We start from the raw sequence: 18,535 nt of genomic DNA, 5'->3' as shown, positions 1-18,535 counted from the left end.
GGATGGTGTCAGGCGTGCGGCTGACGGTCGCGCCAATCGACGGGGGCGATCGCGATAAAGACGGTCGCCTGCTCCCCTTCATAACGCAATTCAGTGCCGTTCCCGATCCACAGCATGTCCCCCGGTCCCAGTTCGTGGACCTCGTCCCCCGTACGCAGGCGGAACTTGCCCGAAAGGCACAGGATCATCTCGTCATATCGCACCGTCCATGGCACAGACCGGCCATCGAACGTCGCGAAATAAGCGCCCATCGTCTGGCTGCTATCAGGCCCGATCAATCGGGCAATGCTGGCCGAACCAGGACCATCGCCATAATCCGACATTGGCGTATCCTGCAGGCGAAACAGGCGGATGTCTGCGGTCACAGCAGGGCTCCTTCAAGGGCATGCAGTTTCGTATCGGACGGCGCCGTAGCCGCTTCGGCCGTTGCCTTATCCTCCTCCTCGAAGCGCAAGGCGCGTGGCACCGACAGCCAGCGCGCGACCAGAATGCCGCAGATCGCCCCGACCAGCTTGCCGAACATCAACGGCACGATCAACGAAGGCTGGAAATTCGCGATAAAGGCCAGGGAGTCACCCAATATCCATGAACCGCACACCGCATAGGCGATCGTCATCACCTTGTTGCGTGCATCCATTTCTGGGATCAGCCTGAATAGCGTCAGCGGGTTGGCGGTGGTCGCTATCAGCCCGCCGCTTCCTACCGCGCTGAAGCCGGTCAGCTTGCCGAGCTTCTCGATGGCTTTGCCGCAATAGCGGCGCAGCGCGTAGACCATCGGAAAGGCACCGGCCAGCATGATGCCGATATATCCGGCGATCTCCAGCCCCCTTATGGAATTGGCCGCGTCGGCCAGCAGTGGATCGAACGGCCATCCGCCGAACAGATAGCTGAAAATGCCCGTGAAGTATTGGACGATGCAAGCGCCGAAGATCAGCTTTATCGCGGCATCGGCAAGGCGGCCGAAGCCCATGAACCCTCGCACCATCAGGTCCGGGATGAACCGCAGGCCCGCCACGATAGCGCCGACGATGATGGTCAGTGGGAAAAGATCGTGAAGTATCTGGCCAAAGGTCATGGCGAGGCGGAATGTCGCCGGGCCGCCGGTCGCGACCGTGGGCCGGATGAGCGGGTGGGTCAATGCGACGACGCTTAATCCTACGAACAGCGCGATCGGTATGGTGATAAGCCCCGCCATCATGCCCAGGGCCAGATATCGATGGTCCTTCTTGGGCAGCATCGCCAGCGCGACAGGGATGGTGAAAACGACATGCGGCCCCAGCAGGAAGCCGTTGAACGATGCGATGATCCAGTTCTCGCGGCTGGCAGCAAGAGCGTCGGCCATCTGATAACCGCCCATGTCGACGGAAACCAGGGTCGTTGCCGCCATCGCCCTGTCGGCCCCAACAAAGGAAAAGAGGGGGGCAATAGCATGGTTGATGGCCGCTGACAGGACGGGGGCGGCTGCGAGAACGGCGCCAACTGGAAGGAAGAGGATTCCCGTCGTGCGGATACCCTCCATGAATTCCCAGCCCATGCCTGTGCTATCGTCCCGGACCGCGGCGATCGCGCCCCACATCGCGAACAGCATCACGACGCCGATCACATATTGACCCAACCCGCTCATTTTCGAGTCTTCCCGCCGTCATTAATACGAATGTTCATTCATATTAACTTGACCTGCGATGTCGTCAAGTGTCTTCGGGTCAATCAACCTTTAGCATGTTACGGGCAAGTTCCGACATACGTCGAGCGACCTTTTCCGGGCTGTCCGACCCGCCCGGACGATACCACATCAATACATTGTCGCACATCGTGCCTATGGCCAGCGCGCAAATGCGTGGTTCCAGTGCGTTATCGGATCGTCCGGCCAAAATGTCTCGTACAATCTGGGTGAGGACGTCGAGGTATCGGCGCATATGTGAACGGATTTCCTGCTTTGCGCCGGGGCTTCCGATCCTTTCCAGCATCGCCGAATCTATCAGCCGATCGTTCGCCTTGGCGAAGGCGGCGTTGGCAATCTGATACAGCACGTGACGGCGGATAAGTGCGTTCATCCGTTCGACCGGCGGCATATCCGCCTCGTCATTGTCCACCACTTCGCTGTTGAACATGTCGAGGGCAGCAAGAACCGCCGAAACGAGCAATTCATCCTTGGATTTGAAATGATTGTAGAAGGCGGGCGGCTTCAGCCCAACTTCCGCCGTGATGTCCCGCAACGACACTGCTTCATAGCCGCGAGAACCGAACAGCTCCACCGCAGCCTTCAACAGCTCCTCCCGCATTCCCGATTTGCGACGCGTCCGTTTCGGCCGAACGCGCTGTGCCGAGGCGATCGGAGCCGCCGTAGCATCGCCGACCTTTGCGGAGTTCGTTTGCAGCGGTTTAACGTTACTATTCTTCACTGACACGCTTCGATGCCCCAGTCGCGGATGTATAAATGCAAACGGTCTTTCATATTAAGGCATATGCCCTGTCGGACGGCGTCGTTCAAATGGAAACTATTTCGTTCGGATGGCGGACCACGTTGATGGGCGCCATCTGCCTCGCGTGCACTCGCGTGTTTTTTGGCCGATTAGGCGTATAAGTTGGCCATCAACCCGCTTCGCGCCAGACGTCATTGTGTCATAAGGATGGAACACGGCCCCTTCGCAGTTTCAGACGTGGCCCTGAAATTTTCCTTCGGAAGCGTGGCCCCTCAGGGCGCACGCTCTAAGGATGGTGAGACTTCCAACGGGTTGGAGGAGCGTTCACTTGGTTGACACTAGTAGACATACCAGCGCCGTCCATGTGCTTGCCCGCAACTTCGTCGAAGGCGACGTCATCTCGGCGCATTCGCATCCAAACGGTCAGTTCGTCCACGCTGTTTCAGGCGTCATGGAAATCAGGGCGGATCACAAACTGTGGGTCGTTCCGCCACAACGCGCCGTATGGATACCGCCCGGGACCGTACATGAATTCCGGGCGCGAACGCCTGTTCTGCTACGTACGCTCTATATCGCGTCGGATCGAACGCCGCCCCGGCTGGGCGAAAGGGCGGGGGGATTCGTCGTTACGCCGCTCGTGCGTGAACTCATATTGCGAGCGATCGATCAGGCCGTTCCCAGCTGGGATTCAGCGCGCGCTCTGCGCCTGCATGCGCTGTTGCTGGACGAACTGAATGATCTGCCGGCGGACGCCGTGATGCTCGCGATGCCGTCCGATCCTCGCCTTGTCCGCGCATGCGAGCAGATTCTCGATAGCCCTGGTGGCCCCGATATCGAGGAGCTTGCACGGTCATCGGGTGCTTCGGCGAGAACATTGTCGCGTCTGGCCCGCGATGAACTGGGTTGCCCTCTTTCCGTCTGGCGGCAGCAAGCGCGGATCGTCGCGGCATTGCCCAAACTCATCGCGGGAGAGCCCATCCTGAGCACGGCCTTGTCGCTGGGATATGAAACGCCGAGCGCTTTTACCGCAATGTTCAAACGCTTGATAGGAACAACGCCGACCGCCTTTGTCACCGAACGGAGCGGTTTCGTAATAAGGCCAGAGAGATGACGCCGTTGGATTGAAACGGGGCTAGCCAGTGGCCACCCATCATAAACGAACAGTTGCTGACAACATAAACAAACGTTAATTATTGTATCTGTCCGAGCGCTCCTCGGCTTTGCAAAAGCGGAAGCGGTACGCGATGAACATCCTGTTGACCAACGCGGAAGGTTACGACGCACCGGGCATCGCTGCCCTGCGCAGCGCGTTGATACTGTCCGGCTTCAACGTGCTGACGGTAGCGCCCGCAGCCCCGCAGGTTCGGCTTTCAAAAGCGATTTCGGAGTGCGAGCCAGTGTTGGTGGAAAGGTCGGGCGGTGATGATCGTCACCCGCTGTATCGCGTGCACGGCACGGCGCCCGATTGCGTCCGCATCGCGATCCTGTCGGGCCTTGCAAGTCAGGTGCGCGCCGTCGTGGTTGGGATAGGCGAGGAAGCCAATGTCGGAGAGGATGCAAGCAATAGCTCGACATTGGGCGCCGCCCTGGAAGGCGGGATGCTGGGATATCCGGCCATGGCCATCTCGCAACAGGCGCATGGGAGTCACTCATGCTGCGGGAGCAGGGGCACCCCCGACTTCGCATGGGCGAGCACGGTCGGTGCGGAGCTTGCCGCCTGGTTGGCCGGCTCGCCGCCGCCCGATCGCAGCGTTCTGAACATCAATGTACCGGCTCATCTGGCAGACCGGCATATCAAGCTGACCTCTTTCAGCGAATGCATCTGGGAACCGCTGGATTGCCGACGGGCAAACGTTGAATCTGAGGACAGCTGGCTGGTGCAGCCGCACGCCAACGGGCTTCCCCGTTTCGCGAAAGAGCCGGGATCAGACGCATGGGCGCTGGACAAGGGTCATGTTTCGGTGACGCCGCTCAGCTTTGATCGTGGGATTGGCCGCTCGGCGGTGAAGCTGCGCGCCTGGACCCGTTCCATCATCCAGCAGGTCGACCCCCGGCTCGGCGCCACGGATGGCGCATGTTCCGCGGGCTGCTGCGGATAGATGAGTGAGTGAGATTTGCGGCGGCAGATATGTCGTCGCGGATAGTTGGATTACGGAAGCGTAGGAGTGAAAAATGGTTAAGATTGATTGGGATAGAGTTGGGAAAGGTGTCGCTCGCGAAAATGAGCGGATGATCTGGCGGCCTTACGGCGCGCCGATCGTTCTGGATCTGGAACATTCTGCGTTCCACGATGCACCGATCTCCGTTCCATGGAATATCCCTGAAACCCTGGCGGTATCCGTGGCCATTACCGGCGCTTTCTTCCGCCGTTCGCAGAACCCGAACCAGCCGTATACACCGGAAGAAATCCGCAATTCTGCCCGCGAATGCCTTGAGGCAGGGGCAAGCACGGTCCACATCCATGTTCGCGACGATGAAGGCTATAATGTTCTCTCGCTCGATCGCTTCGAACAGGTCGTCGCGCCCTTGAAGAAGGACTATCCCGACCTGTCGGTCGATGGCTGCCTTGTTCCTGCGCTGGAAGGCGAATGGGCTGAAATGAAGCGGGTGCTGGCGACTGGTCTGCTGGACGGTGCGCCGATCAACACCACGACGACCTATATCGGCGACTCTCTGTTCAGCAAGCCCGCGCCGGTCATGATCGAAAAGGTGCGCCTCATTCTGGAAAATGGCGGCATTCCTGAAATCGCCGTCTATACTGACGCCGACGTTGCCAATGCCGACCGCTTCCTGATCAAGAGCGGCCTCATCAAGGGACCGGCCTTCTGGCTGATCCTTCCCGCCTTGCCGGGTTGCAGCCCCATGGAAAATCCACGCCAGATGGTCGAGGGCCTGATGCGCACCGTCACCACGATCCGCGACGTCGATCCGGACGGCGTGATCATGGTGTGCGCGGCTGGCCGGGCATCCATGTATGTCGCTACGCTGGCGGCTGCGATGGGCCTGCACATTCGCGTGGGCATGGAGGATACCTATTGGCTCTGGCCGCATCGCGATGATCGCATCCAGTCGAACCTGCAGACCTTCGAACTCGGCGCGAAGCTGGGTGAGGTTCTTGGCCGCCGGGTCGCAACACGCCAGGAATATACCGACATGTTGAGATCCTGCGCCCAGGGATAACCGGCTGCGGAGTTAAAGAGACGGCCATGCTCCAGTGGACGGGAGCATGGCCGTTCCTATGCCGATTATGGGGTCCGCTTCAGTGGCGGTAGCGGTCGGCTTCGGGACGACCTATTGATAACCCGCCCTGATGGTCACGGAGAAACCACACTGCCAGTGCTTGACGCGCATCGACGTCAAGGGATCAGGCAACCCGGTGTTACCTGTCGATGCCAAGCATCCGTCTTGCCAAGTCCCAGTAAGTCGCGACGAGATCGTCGTCAGCTGCCTTTGAGGTGGAAACGTACCAGCGTCCGACCTGGTCATACATGGTCGATATGGCACTCGACACGATCCTGTAGTCGGCCTTCACCGAAGACTCTTCGACAAGCAGAGACACCAGCTTTGTCACTTCGCGTAAATATACTCGCAGTCGATCCTGAATGGCCTGCTGGAATGTTATTTCGCCGACGCGCTGAAGCAGATTGTGTGCCATCAAAATGTCGAAGGCCCTGGCGATGACCGGGTTGTCCAATTGGTAGCGGATGTGCCGCTCCAAAATCCCTTTCAAAGCTTCAACATTCGATTCACGGGGGTCGCGAGGACCCAGGACCCGCTCGTTGAAATCCTCCATTGCCCATAGCAGAGCTTCGCCTAGCAACGCTTCCTTCGATTTGAAGTGGTTGTAAATCGCGGGCGCCTTGATACCTGCGAACTGAGCGAGGTCACGCATCGTCGAAGCTTCGAAGCCGTTCTTCGAAAACAGGTCGAGCGCCGCGACCAGCAGCCGTGCCCGGGTATCCGATCGCGTGGCGCGGTTCTCCCGCTCGATCGCCAGCTCTTCGGATTCGGCCAGTCGGGCCTCGTATCCAGCGCGCTTTCGCAGGACCTTGGTCTGATTTGTCGGTGAAGTCATTCTGCCGGTTCCTTAATACTCTCCGAAGCCTGATGGCAACCATCGATGCAACAGGCGGCGACGTTGTTTGGCTCCTGATCCGTCACAGCAACTCCAACTTTGCACTTGCATTAACAAACGTTCGCTATCATATTCGAAATCGAAATGCGATAGTATGCGTAGTTGGATGGGAATGACAACGGGGGCACCTGCGTGAAATCCGCCATTGCCGAGGCATTATCTTCGAGCGGCTGGCCTCACGACGATCTCCCCACCCTTTGCCGATCCGATCACGCGTCGTCCGAGTGTCTCGCATGCTCGGGCTGCTCGAACCATCCGCCCTTCAGGGCGCCTGGTCCATGTCTGGGCCAAGTAGGGAATGTTGAGGCATGAGTTTTACTATTTCCGTGGATACGGGAGGCACCTTTACCGACGTCATCGTTCGCGATGCGTCGGGCAAGCAGACGATCGGCAAGGCGCTGACCACCCATGGCCGCGTGTTTGGCGGCCTTAGCGAGTCTATCAAGGCTGCGGCTGCCGACCTTGGCCTCGGCTTTGAACAGCTGCTGGCGGACACGACGCTGTTCATCTACGGCACGACGCGTGCCACCAATGCGATCGTGACGCGCAATGTCGCGAAGACGGCTTTCCTGACGACCGAAGGTTTCCCGGATATCCTTGTGCTCAAGGAAGGCGGGAAGCTGGACGGGTACGACTTCACCAAATCCTATCCCGCACCCTATATTCCCCGTCGGCGGACCTTCGAAGTGCCCGAGCGGATCGACGCGGAAGGCAAGGTGGTCGGGGCGCTGGATCAGGACGCGGTGCGCGCCCTGCTGCGGCAGCTGGGCGATCGCGGTTTCGAAGCGATCGGCGTCTGCCTGCTATGGTCGTTCATCAATCCCGAACATGAGCTGGCGATCGGCGCGCTGATCGAGGAAGTTCTGCCCGGTATTCCCTATACATTGTCGCACCGGCTCGCGCCCATCATCCGCGAATATCGCCGGGCGTCGGCGACGGCGATCGACGCGTCGCTCAAGCCATTGATGCAGAAACATCTGTTCGAGTTCGAACAGGATATACGCGCGGCGGGCTATAAGGGGCAGATCTTGGTTTCGACCAGCTTCGGCGGGGTCATGGACCTGGAATCGGTCATGCAATCGCCGATCAACATGGCCAAGTCCGGCCCGTCTATGGCGCCGGTCGCGGGCGTCACCTATTCGGTCGCCGAAGGGCTTGGCGACAATATGATCGTCGCCGATACGGGCGGCACCACCTTTGACGTCGGCCTCTCACGCAATGGTCAGCTGGTCTATAGCCGTGACACCTGGCTGGGCGGCTTGTGGGAAGGCGACCTGCTGGGCATCTCGTCGGTCGATATCCGTTCGATCGGCGCAGGGGGCGGGTCGATCGCGTGGATCGACGATGGCGGCATGCTGCGTGTCGGCCCGCAATCGGCAGGGTCTGAACCAGGTCCAGCCTGCTACGGACGTGGAGGGCAAAATCCCACGACATCGGACGCAGCGTGCGTGCTTGGCTATTTCGACCCCGATTACTTCCTGGGCGGTCGCATGAAACTGGACGTTGCCGCCGCGCGGGCGGCCATCGCGAAGGTCGCTGATCCGCTTGGCCTGTCCATCGAAGCTGCGGCCTGGGGCATCATGCGCATCGCCACCGACCATATGGTCAAGGCCATTCACGAGATCACGGTCCAGCAGGGCATCGACCCACGGGAAAGCACCGTGGTCGCAGGCGGCGGTGCGGCAGGCATGAACATCATGGCGATCGCCGCCGAACTGGGCTCTGACTCAGTGGTGCTGCCCAAGGTTGCGTCAGCCTTGTCGGCATCGGGCATGCAGTTCGCCGATATCGTCACGGAAAGCACCGCGCCGCATTTCACATCGACGCTGCGCTTCGACAGGGAAGGGGTGAACGCGGCGTTGGCCAGGATTGAGGCCGAACTCAATCGCTTCCGCTCGCAGCTTGAAAATGCCGGAGACGCGCCGTGGCGCATCGAATTTTTCGCCGAGGCGCGCTATCTTGCGCAGGTCTGGGAACTCGACACGCCGGTTTCCTGCGACCGCTTCAACGGCCAGGCGGACATCGATGCGCTGACCACAAGCTTTCATGATCTGCATGAGCGCGTCTTCGCTGTCCGCGATGAAGAATCTCCGGTGGAAATCATCAACTGGAAAGGTCGCCTGACCGTCGAGCTTTCCAAGAAGATGGACCCTTCGCCCAAGGTGGACCGTTTTGCCGCGCCGACGCCCGATCATAACAGGACCTGCTATTTCGGGGGTGATGCAGCCATCGATACGCCGATCTTCAAACCGGCCGACCTAAAGACCGGCATGATCATCAGCGGCCCCGCCATCGTCGAGGAGCCGACCACGACCCTGGTGGTCTATCCGGGCATGTCCGCCGAGATCAGCGGCGCGGGCAATTACATCCTTCACACCCGTGCGGAGCAGGCATGATGGCAGAAGACAGCAAACGGAACGACGCCATATTGATGGCCGTCCTCGCCAACCGGATGGACGGCATCGTTCGGGAGATGACGAACACGTTGCTGCGCACGGCACGGTCGTCGGTGATCAATAGTGCGCGGGATTTCTCCTGTGCCATGTGTACGGCGGAAGGCGAACTGTTCGCCTGCGCCGAAGGTTTGCCCGTCCACATATTCGGCGTGCAGAAACAGGCCGCCGAAATGGTCCGCATGCATCCCGACCTGAAGGAAGGGGACGCGTTCCTGGACAATGATCCCTATGTCGGGAATTCGCACCCCGCCGACCATTGCACGCTGGTCCCCATCTTTCTTGATGGCGAACATATGTTCACCGCGACGGTCAAGGCGCACCAGGCCGACATCGGCAATTCCCTTCCGACCAGCTATTATTCTTCGGCGGTCGATGTCTATCAGGAAGGCGCTTTGATCTTCCCGGTCGTGCAGGTTCAGCGTGACTATCAGATGATCGACGACATCGTCCGCATGTGCCGCCGCCGCATCCGCGTGCCGGGGCAATGGTATGGCGATTTTCTGGCGGCGATCGGATCGGCGCGGATCGCCGAACGACGGCTTAAGGAACTTTGCGATAAATATGGCAAGGACACGCTGAAGGCATTCAAATCCTATTGGCTGGAATATTCCGAGGCGCGGATGGAAAAGGCCATCAACGCGCTGCCTGAGGTGAAGCTAAAGAATAGTGGCCGTCACGATCCTTTCGAACCCTTCCTGCCCGACGGCGTGCCGCTGAACGTCGTGATCGATGTGAAGCCGGGCGAGGGCCGGATCGAAGTCGACCTGCGCGATAATATCCCCAATGTCGATTGCGGCCTCAATCTGACCGAAGCCACGACAATGGCGAGCGTGTTCGCGGGAATCTTCAACGCGATGCCCGGTGATGTGCCGAAAAATTCGGGCGCGTTCCGCCGCGTCGATGTGAAGCTGTCGGACGGCTGCGTCGTCGGTAGGCCCAAATTCCCGCACAGCTGCTCAGTCGCGACGACCAACATCGCCGACCGGCTGGTGAACATGGTCGGTTCGGCCTTTTCCCAGATAGACGGCTTTGGCGTTGCCGAAGGGGCCACCGGCGTGGGCGTGGGTTATGCCGTACTGTCCGGGCGCGACCACCGCTATGATGATGCGCCGTTCGTCAACCAGCTGGTGGTTGCGGCCAATGGCGGCCCGGCCAGCGACAGCGCGGACGGCTGGGTCACTTATGGCCTGCCGGTGGTCAGCGGGCTCATGTATCGCGATTCCATCGAGATCGATGAGCTTAAAATGCCCATCATCTACAAGCATATGCGCCTGCGCGGTGGCACCGGCGGCGCAGGCAGGCGCCGGGGCGGCATGTCGTGTGATCTGGCCTATGGACCGACTAATTATCCCGTCACCGCCATCTATCAGCTCGACAGCCAATATTATGCGCCAAAGGGTGTGCGTGGGGGCCAAGACGGGCTGACGGCGGGCGGCTGGCATGTATTGGCAGACGGGACGGAGGTCGCGCTGCCCAATTCCATTCAGGTGGAGCTGAAAAAGGGCGAATATCTGCGCGGCTTCGACTCTTCGGGCGGCGGGTACGGAAATCCGCGTGAGCGTGATCCTGCGCTGGTGCTGGACGACGTGCTGGAAGGATGGGAAACGATCGACCGGGCAAGGGACGTCTATGGCGTCGCCTTCACCGGCCGGGTCGAGGACGAGACGCTGGCGGTCGATGCGGAAGCCACGGCTGCCCTGCGCAGGGCAGCGCCCGTGGCCCAGTTTCAGGCGGGGTGAAGGCAATGACGACGCCCAGCCTGTCCGCCTTTCCCGACGCCATCCTGTCGTCCGCGCCCGCCGCGCATGCCGTCGAGCCTCATGGCAAGCTGTCCGGCAATATGGGTGTGTTCGACCTTACCATGACAGTCCTCGCGGCATCCGCGCCCCTTTCCGTCATGGCGGCGTTCGCGCCGGTATCAATGGCGGTGGGCAACGGCGTCGGTCTGGTGTCGTCTTTCCTGATCGCCGGGGCGGCGCTGTTGTTCTTCGCTTTCGGATTCATGGCGATGGCGGGGTCCATTGCCCGCAAGGGTGAGGGGGCGGGCGCTTTCTACATCTATCTCACTAAAGGGTTGGGCCGACAGTTCGGGCTGGGCGGCGCCTTTCTGGCGATTTTTGCCTATACGCTGCTACAGACCGGCACCTTCGGAATGGTCGGCGTGTCGATCGTCCAATATCTTCACGCCCGGCTCGGTGTCCCCGCATTTCCCTGGTGGATCGCCACAGCGGCGGCCTGGGCCGCGGTCGGGGCTCTTGGATACCGGCGCATCGATCTTTCCGCCCGGATGCTGGGCCTTGCCATGTTGGGCGAGATCGGAATCGTCGCGTTGCTGGACGCAGCTGTGCTGTGGCGCGGCGGTCCGTCGGGCGGTCTGGACTTCACGCCCTATTCGTTGACGTCGCTCTTTTCAGGCAATGCGGGCATCGGGATCATGATGGCTGTCGGCAGCTTTCTAGGGTTCGAGGCGACCGCCATCTACAGCGAGGAGGTCCGATCGCCGGACAAAACCATCCCTCGCGCGACCTTCCTTTCGATCATCCTCATCGCCCTCTTCTACTCGATATCCACATTCCTGCTCATCAACGCCTATGGGGTGACGGCGGCTGCTCAGAAGATCGCGACCGATCCGGCGGGCATGTTCCCCCAAGCGCTGGGAAATTATGTGGGGCAGGTGGCAGTGGACGCGATGTATCTGTTGTTGATCAGCAGCCTGTTGGCCGCCGTCCTATCGTTCCACAACGCCATCGCCCGCTACTTCTTCAACCTGGGCTGCGATGGCGTGTTGCCTTCGGCCTTTGGCAAGACCCATGCCCGCCATGGTTCGCCTGCGCTGGGATCGTTGTTGCAGAGCGCGACCGTCGTCGCAGTGGTCGTGCCGGTCGTCCTGTTCAAGATTGATCCGGTGCTGCAATTCTATGCCTGGGCCGTGGGGCTCGGGACTATGGGGATGCTGTTGCTCTTCGCGATCGCATCGCTGGCGATTATCCGATACCTGTCACGGCAGGAAGAGACGGGCAGCCTCTGGAGCTACCGTATTGCACCCGTGCTGGGCTTCATCAGCCTCACGGCAATTGCGATCTACGCGACGATCAACTTCGAAGTGTTTGTGGACGCCTCCCCCACCTTGGCCACCCTATTCTTGGCTTCGCTCTATGCGACCTTCGCTGCGGGCGTGGGGCTGGCCATGCGCTGGCGAAAGACGCGGCCGGACTGGTACGGCCACATCGTCACGGCCAGCACCTTCCCTGATGACGACGCGCAATGACGTTGATCCCCACATGCCAATGAACAGGTGTTGATCCATGAAATATGACGGAAAAGTGGTGGTGGTGACCGGAGCGGGTTCTGGCATGGGACGCGCCATGGTGAGCGAGTTCGTCGCTCAGGGCGGTCGCGTGGCGGCTCTGGGGCGAACGCTGGACAAGATACGCCAGACGGTCGAACTGGGTGGCGGTCCCGAGAGGGTCATGGCCATCCGCGCGGATGTCGCGGTGGAGGCCGATGTGATCGGCGCGATTGACGAGGTTATCGCGCGCTGGGGCCGTATCGACCTGCTCTGCAACAATGCAGGCGTGCTGGACAGCTATCGCCCGGCACATGAAGTCAGCCTGGACGAATGGAACGAGGTGATGGCCGCCAACGCGACCGGGCCGTTCCTGATGGCGAAATATGCCATTCCCCACATGCTGAAACAGGGCAAGGGCGGGATCATCAACATCGCGTCCACCGCTTCGTTCAGCGCGGCAGGCGGCGGTTCGGCCTATACCGCGTCCAAACATGCGGTGATGGGCCTCACCCGTCAGCTTTGCTTCGAATATGGCGCGCTCGGCATCCGGGTGAATGCGATCTGCCCCGGCGCGACTGCGACGCCGATGGCGATCCCCGATACGCAGACCGCTACGTCCCCCGACATGGAAGCGGCGGTGGCGAAGGTGCCCGCACGCCGATGGTGCCAGCCTGAGGAGATCGCGAAGATGACAGCGTTCCTTGGCAGTGACGATGCCGATTACGTGCATGGCAGCGCGTACGTCATCGATGGCGGCTGGCTGACGGCGGCGCGGGAAGCATTCTGAAAATGACGGGGCATCGCATGGCGATGCACCATTCTGATACTGACGAGGTTAAAAATGGCAATCTGGCCTGACCAGGACTCCCAATCGAGGCAACTCTACGAACGCGGGCTCAAGGTCTATCCCGGGGGCATTACGCGGCTGGTGCCGTGGCTTGAGCCCTTCCCGGTCTATACGAAATTCGGCAAGGGCGCCTATGTCACCGACGTCGATGGCACGTCGCGGCTGGACCTGCTCAACAATTTCGCATCGCTCATCCATGGTCATGCCAATCCGGCGATCATAGAGGCAGTTTCCAAACAATTGGTGCTGGGCACAGCCTTCACCAATCCGACCGAGATTGAAATCGAGCTCGCTGAACTGCTGTGTGACCGCATAGAGTCGGCGGAAAATGTCCGGTTCAGCAATAGTGGTTCCGAAGCGGTGATGTCGGCGATCAAGGCCGCGCGCGCCTATACCGGCCGCCCGGCGATCGTGAAGGTGGAAGGCAGCTATCATGGCTCCTACGACTATGCCGAAGTCAGCCTCGATACACCCAAGGAACAGTTCGCCACGCCGCCCAAATCGGTCGGCTATGCGGCGGGTGTTCCCGATCGATTGCTCGAGGATGTCTATGTCATTCCTTTCAATGATCCGGAAACCGCCGCCAGCGTGATCCGGGCGCATAAGGACCGGATCGGCGCGATCTTGCTGGATGCCGCGCCAAGCTATCTGGGCTTTACGCCCGTATCGCCGGAATTTGCAGCTAGCCTGCGCGACCTTGCGACAGAGATCGGCGCAGTGTTCATCCTGGATGAGGTCATTACCTTCCGGCTCGACCATGGTGGGGCGCAGAAGAAATTCGGCGTGAAGCCCGACCTGACCGTGCTGGGCAAGATCATCGGCGGCGGCTTTCCGGTCGGTGCGCTCGTCGGATCGAAGGAGGTCATGCAGGTCTTCGATCATCGCTCGGGCAGGCCGCTGGTCCCTTGGAGCGGGACTTTTTCGGCCAATCCCATAACGATGACGGCGGGCAAGGTGACGCTGGACCTGCTGACGCCTGAACTGGTCGCGCATATCAACACGCTGGGCGATCGCGTCCGCGCCGGTTTGACGCAAGCCTTCGCCTCATCAGGGTTTCCGGGGCAGGTTACGGGCGTTGGATCCATGTTCAAGATCATCACGCATCAGCGCCCCGTCTACGACTATCGCAGCCAGCGACACAGCCCGGCGGAAAGTGCGGCGATGATGGAATTGCAGCGCATGCTCGTGCTCAAGGGCTTCCATGTGTCGGGCGCCGGCATGGGGTTCCTGTCCACCGCCATGGTTGCGCAAGACATCGACAATTTCTGTGCGGCTACGGAGGAATGCCTCCGTCAACTTCCTCATCCTGATAGCGGGAAATGACCCAAATGTTCAGACATGAACGCCTGAAGGGAACATCGGACGCTTCGCCGGAGCGCGCGCTCGTCACCGGGGCGACATCGGGCATCGGGCGGGCCACTGCGCTGCGGCTGGCCGAACGGGGGGCGACGCTCTGCCTGGTGGGGCGCAATGAAAGCGCGGCGAAAACGTTGAGCGCTCAAATTGAAGATATGGGCAGCCAAGCCCTCGTTGTTCTCGCCGATGTGAGCGATGGTCATGCGGTGGAACGAGCGGTACGCAGGTTCGCAGAAGCCTATGGCGGCATCGACACAGTCGTCGCGTCGGCTGGGGTCGCTCCCAAGGGAAATGCGACTGAAACCAGTATCGAAGATTGGAAACAGTGTATATCGATCAATCTGGATTCAGTCTTCTATCTCGCACGTTTTGCAATGCCTGAGCTGATCAAGACACGCGGCACGTTCACGATCATCAGTTCGGACGCGGGCATGTGGGGTGACTCCGACTTTGCGGCCTACATCGCTTCCAAACATGGCGTGCATGGGCTGATGAAGTCGCTGGCGCTTGACTATGGACGTTATGGTGTGCGGACCAATGCGGTCTGTCCCGGCTTCGTCGAAACGCCGATGGCCGACAAGCTGTTGGCGAACCTGTCGCCTGAAAAGCTGGAAGCGCTTCGAAAGGCGGTGCCCCTTGCAAGATTTGCGCAGCCCGAAGACGTGGCCGACGTGGTCGCACATTTATCTTCGGATGAAGCGCGCCACACCAATGGCACTGAATACCGGCTCGATGGCGGCAAGACCTGTGGTCATTACAAGCCCTGATCATCCTCACGGCCTCTGAACTTGAATGGACAAGTAAGATATGGGTGAATTTTCGGGCAGGACGGTCCTGATCACTGGTGCGGCCGGTGGGTTCGGCCGTGTGCTGACGTCAAAGCTCCTGGAAGCTGGCGCCAACCTCGTGCTGGGCGATCTCAACGAAGCGGCGCTCGCGGAACTGGCCGCCTCGATTCCTGGCCGGATCGCGTGGGTACGATGCGATGTCACCGTGGAGGGAGATCAGAAAGCTTTGGTTGACCTTGCGGTCGCGACCTTCGGCCGCCTTGACATCGCGATCAACAATGCGGGGGGCACCTCGCCCATGAAGAGCTTTTTGGACACGACCGAACAGGACCTTGACTGGAACTTCACGCTGAATGCCAAGAGCATTTTCCTGGGCATGAAGCATCAGATCGCGGCGATGATCGCGGGCGGCGGCGGCTCGATCATGAACGTCGCGTCCGTCGCTGGCATCGCGGGCGCACCGAAAAATCTGGCATATGGCGCGGCCAAGCATGCAGTGGTCGGCATGACGCGCACCGCTGCGGTGGAATTTGCGCGCAGCAATGTTCGGGTAAATGCGATCTGCCCCTATTTCAGCCTCACCCCGCTTGTCACGGAGAGCAACCTCATCGAGCGCAAGGCGCAAATGGAAGCCGCCGTGCCCATGAAGCGGCTGGCCGAACCAGAAGAGGTCGCGTCTGCCATATTGGCGCTCGTATCGCCTTCCAACAGCTATTTGACCGGTCAGGCCGTTGCCGTGGATGGCGGACTGACCGCTTTTTGATCCAGCGGAAACGCCGTGAAGCGCAACCCGGAACGGGGACCGATGAAGGAGCAGCGAATGCCAGTTGATCCGATGGAAAGCGGCGCTCGGGCGAAGGGTGCTCCTGGCGCCTTCCTGCGCAACGCCTGCCGCTTGTTGGGCGCCTTGCTTGCCCTTGTCGGGTTGATCCTGCTGCTGGGTGGTGCATGGCTCGTCCTGCTGGGTGGCACGCCCTATTATCTGTTGTCTGGGGCCGCATTGACGCTCAGCGGTGGCTTCCTCATGCGCGCGAAGGTCATTGCGTTCTGGATCTTTGCGGCAGCCTATGCGGGCACAATCGTCTGGGCGCTGGCTGAAGCCGGATTGAATTTCTGGCCTCAATTGCCCCGCCTGGGTCCCTTTCTTGTCATGGGTGTGATCATGGCGTGGCTCTGGGGGCGGCTGGTCCCGTCGAAGCGCCGCGCAGGCCGCGCGGCGGTCGCGCTGCAATTGCTCATCATCGTCGCCGGGATAGCGGCTATGTTCCTGCCGCATGGTGTGATCCACGGTGCCGATACCCGCGCCGATGGCGTGGAAGCAGTGAACAACCCCGCATGGCAATGGCGATCCTATGGCGGGGATGCAGGCGCGGGTCATTTCGCGCCATTTGCCCAGATCAACAGGGATAATGTGTCCCAGTTGAAGCAGGCTTGGATCTTCCGCACGGGAGAGGTCAACGATAGTCCCGACATGCAGGCCACGCCGATCCAGGTGGGGTCAAACCTCTATTTCTGTACGGCGCATAACCGCATATTCGCCGTCGATGCCGATACGGGACGGCGCGTCTGGTCCTTCGATCCGAAGGTCAGCGCCAACGGTACCTGGAACCGGTGCAGGGGCGTCGCCTTCCATGAGGTTTCCGCGCCAGCGACAGGCAAAATCGCAGGCGACTGTACCCAGCGTATTTTGGCCACCACCATTGATGCCCGACTGATCGCACTCGATGCGACCAATGGACAGCCCTGCCTCGGCTTCGGCCGTAACGGGCAGGTCGATCTGACCGTAGGATTGGGCACGATGAAGCCGGGATGGTACTATCCAACCTCCGCGCCTCTTGTGGCGCGGGGCAGGGTGATCGTTGGTGGCTGGGTATCCGATAATCAGTCAGCGGATGAGCCGGGCGGGGTGGTCAGGGCCTTCGACGCCGTTACGGGCCGCCTTGTTTGGGCATGGGATGCTGGACGGGAAGGGGGGCAGCCTCAGCCTGGCGTCGCCCAAGACCAGTCCGTTAAATTCGCTCGTTCCACGCCGAATTTCTGGGGTACGGCGACCTTCGATGACCGGTTGGGGCTGGTCTATGTGCCCACCGGCAACGGAACGTCAGATCATTGGGGCGGCATGCGTTCGCCCGAAACCGACCGCTATTCAACCTCCGTCATCGCCATCAATGTGGAGACCGGGCGCCTCGCCTGGCATTATCAGACGGTCCACCATGACCTCTGGGATTGGGACCTGTCCGCGCCTCCTTCCTTCGTAGATATGCCCGATGGGCGAGGGGGGACGATCCCGGCCTTGGTGCAGGTCGGCAAGGCTGGTCAGATCTATGTTCTCGACCGGCGGAACGGGCGTCCGGTCACGCCGGTGGCCGAGCGCCCGGTTCCGCAAACTGCTGCGCCCGGCGATCACCTGTCGCCGACGCAACCCTATTCGGTTGGCATGCCGCAGTTGATCCCGCAGCGCTTGACCGAACGCGATATGTGGGGCCTTACCTTCTTCGATCAGCTCGCCTGCCGCATCGCATACCGCAAGTTGCATTATCTGGGGCAATATACACCCCCGGCCGAAAGCGACACGCTGATCTGGCCCGGCTATCTTGGCGGCATGAACTGGGGCGGGGTGGCGATTGATCCGGCGCGCAAGCTTCTGATGGTCAATGACATTCGCCTTTCCACCATTGTCCGACTGGTCCCGCGTAAGGACGTGGAAGGCAAAGTACAGGCCAATTTCAGCCATGCAGGCTATGAACTCCATCCCGTCAAGGGTGCGCCCTTCGGCGTCGAGCTGAAGAGCTTCCTGTCGCTCCTCGGATTGCCGTGCGAACAGCCGCCCTGGGGCAAGATCACCGCGATTGACCTCCAGAGCCGCCGCGTCAGATGGCAAGTACCGGCTGGCACGGGATTGGAGCAGACATTCAACCTGGTCGGTGTGGAACTGCCGGTGAAGCTGGGCATGCCGTCCATTTCATCGACCATGATGACGGCGTCAGGCCTTGCCTTTTACGCCGGTGCCAACGACCCCTTCCTTCGGGCGTGGGATTCCGCCAGCGGGCGTGAGCTATGGAAGGCGCGGCTTCCCGCCGGGTCGCAGGCGACGCCCATGTCCTATCTGTCCCCGCGCACAGGACGGCAGTATGTCGTCGTGGCTGCGGGTGGAACGCCTTACAGCAAGCGTGTTGGGGACTATGTCGTGGCCTATGCCTTGCCGTGATGAAATCCCGCGTCGGTTTCTATTCGCAACCGG

At 60.7% G+C, this 18,535-nt stretch carries 15 protein-coding genes; 11 read left to right on the top strand and 4 right to left on the bottom strand.

The features are described from left to right. Positions 1–8: 8 nt before the first annotated feature. The 3 genes from IZV00_RS15610 to IZV00_RS15600 all read right to left on the bottom strand — a co-directional run bounded on the left by IZV00_RS15610 (position 9) and on the right by IZV00_RS15600 (position 2,402). Positions 9–365 (bottom strand): hypothetical protein, encoded by a 357-nt coding sequence (locus IZV00_RS15610; protein ID WP_230463463.1) that lies wholly within the window; start codon positions 363–365, stop codon positions 9–11. Further along, positions 362–1,624: an ethanolamine utilization protein EutH gene (locus IZV00_RS15605; RefSeq protein ID WP_196227333.1), complete on the bottom strand. Its 1,263-nt coding sequence runs from the start codon at positions 1,622–1,624 to the stop codon at positions 362–364. The genes IZV00_RS15610 and IZV00_RS15605 overlap by 4 nt, the downstream gene beginning before the upstream one ends. A gap of 79 nt (positions 1,625–1,703) precedes the next feature. Beyond that, positions 1,704–2,402, bottom strand: a complete 699-nt coding sequence (locus IZV00_RS15600; protein ID WP_196227332.1) for a TetR/AcrR family transcriptional regulator — start codon at positions 2,400–2,402, stop codon at positions 1,704–1,706. 349 nt (positions 2,403–2,751) lie between these two features. Here IZV00_RS15600 and IZV00_RS15595 point away from each other — a divergent pair, with 349 nt between their 5' ends. From IZV00_RS15595 to IZV00_RS15585, 3 genes are all read left to right on the top strand, one after another. Then, positions 2,752–3,534 carry an AraC family transcriptional regulator gene (locus IZV00_RS15595; protein WP_196227331.1) on the top strand — a complete coding sequence of 261 codons (783 nt, stop codon included), beginning with the start codon at positions 2,752–2,754 and terminating at the stop codon, positions 3,532–3,534. 133 nt (positions 3,535–3,667) lie between these two features. Beyond that, positions 3,668–4,522 carry a 5'/3'-nucleotidase SurE gene (locus IZV00_RS15590; RefSeq protein ID WP_196227330.1) on the top strand — a complete coding sequence of 285 codons (855 nt, stop codon included), beginning with the start codon at positions 3,668–3,670 and terminating at the stop codon, positions 4,520–4,522. Positions 4,523–4,595: 73 nt separating this feature from the next. After that, positions 4,596–5,603 (top strand): 3-keto-5-aminohexanoate cleavage protein, encoded by a 1,008-nt coding sequence (locus tag IZV00_RS15585; protein WP_196227329.1) that lies wholly within the window; start codon positions 4,596–4,598, stop codon positions 5,601–5,603. A 199-nt stretch (positions 5,604–5,802) separates the two neighbouring features. Here IZV00_RS15585 and IZV00_RS15580 read toward each other — a convergent pair whose 3' ends face one another. Then, a complete protein-coding gene (locus tag IZV00_RS15580; RefSeq protein ID WP_196227328.1) occupies positions 5,803–6,498 on the bottom strand; it encodes a TetR/AcrR family transcriptional regulator in 696 nt (231 codons plus the stop codon). Positions 6,499–6,866: 368 nt separating this feature from the next. Between IZV00_RS15580 and IZV00_RS15575 the strand changes: the two genes are divergently transcribed. Genes IZV00_RS15575 through IZV00_RS15540 form a run of 8 tightly spaced genes read left to right on the top strand, consistent with a single transcriptional unit; the run spans position 6,867 to position 18,502 of the window. Next, entirely contained in the window at positions 6,867–8,954 is a 2,088-nt protein-coding gene (locus IZV00_RS15575; RefSeq protein ID WP_196227327.1) for a hydantoinase/oxoprolinase family protein, read from the top strand. Next, positions 8,951–10,753 carry a hydantoinase B/oxoprolinase family protein gene (locus IZV00_RS15570; RefSeq protein WP_230463462.1) on the top strand — a complete coding sequence of 601 codons (1,803 nt, stop codon included), beginning with the start codon at positions 8,951–8,953 and terminating at the stop codon, positions 10,751–10,753. Before IZV00_RS15575 ends, IZV00_RS15570 begins: the two co-directional genes overlap by 4 nt. Positions 10,754–10,758: 5 nt before the next feature. Then, on the top strand, positions 10,759–12,282 hold the full coding sequence (locus IZV00_RS15565; protein WP_196227326.1) for an APC family permease: 1,524 nt from the start codon (positions 10,759–10,761) through the stop codon (positions 12,280–12,282). 37 nt (positions 12,283–12,319) lie between these two features. Next, positions 12,320–13,090 carry an SDR family NAD(P)-dependent oxidoreductase gene (locus IZV00_RS15560; protein ID WP_196227325.1) on the top strand — a complete coding sequence of 257 codons (771 nt, stop codon included), beginning with the start codon at positions 12,320–12,322 and terminating at the stop codon, positions 13,088–13,090. Between the two features lie 54 nt (positions 13,091–13,144). Then, positions 13,145–14,473: an aspartate aminotransferase family protein gene (locus tag IZV00_RS15555; protein WP_196227324.1), complete on the top strand. Its 1,329-nt coding sequence runs from the start codon at positions 13,145–13,147 to the stop codon at positions 14,471–14,473. Positions 14,474–14,478: 5 nt separating this feature from the next. After that, a complete protein-coding gene (locus IZV00_RS15550) occupies positions 14,479–15,273 on the top strand; it encodes an SDR family NAD(P)-dependent oxidoreductase (protein ID WP_196227323.1) in 795 nt (264 codons plus the stop codon). A 40-nt stretch (positions 15,274–15,313) separates the two neighbouring features. Beyond that, positions 15,314–16,057: an SDR family NAD(P)-dependent oxidoreductase gene (locus IZV00_RS15545; protein WP_196227322.1), complete on the top strand. Its 744-nt coding sequence runs from the start codon at positions 15,314–15,316 to the stop codon at positions 16,055–16,057. 57 nt (positions 16,058–16,114) lie between these two features. Continuing rightward, positions 16,115–18,502 (top strand): membrane-bound PQQ-dependent dehydrogenase, glucose/quinate/shikimate family, encoded by a 2,388-nt coding sequence (locus IZV00_RS15540; RefSeq protein ID WP_196227321.1) that lies wholly within the window; start codon positions 16,115–16,117, stop codon positions 18,500–18,502. Positions 18,503–18,535 lie beyond the last annotated feature (33 nt).

This window comes from Sphingobium sp. Cam5-1 (assembly GCF_015693305.1).
GTDB lineage: Bacteria > Pseudomonadota > Alphaproteobacteria > Sphingomonadales > Sphingomonadaceae > Sphingobium.
Note: the sequence above shows the minus strand (reverse complement) of the source record. Positions and strands in the feature narration are given on the sequence as shown.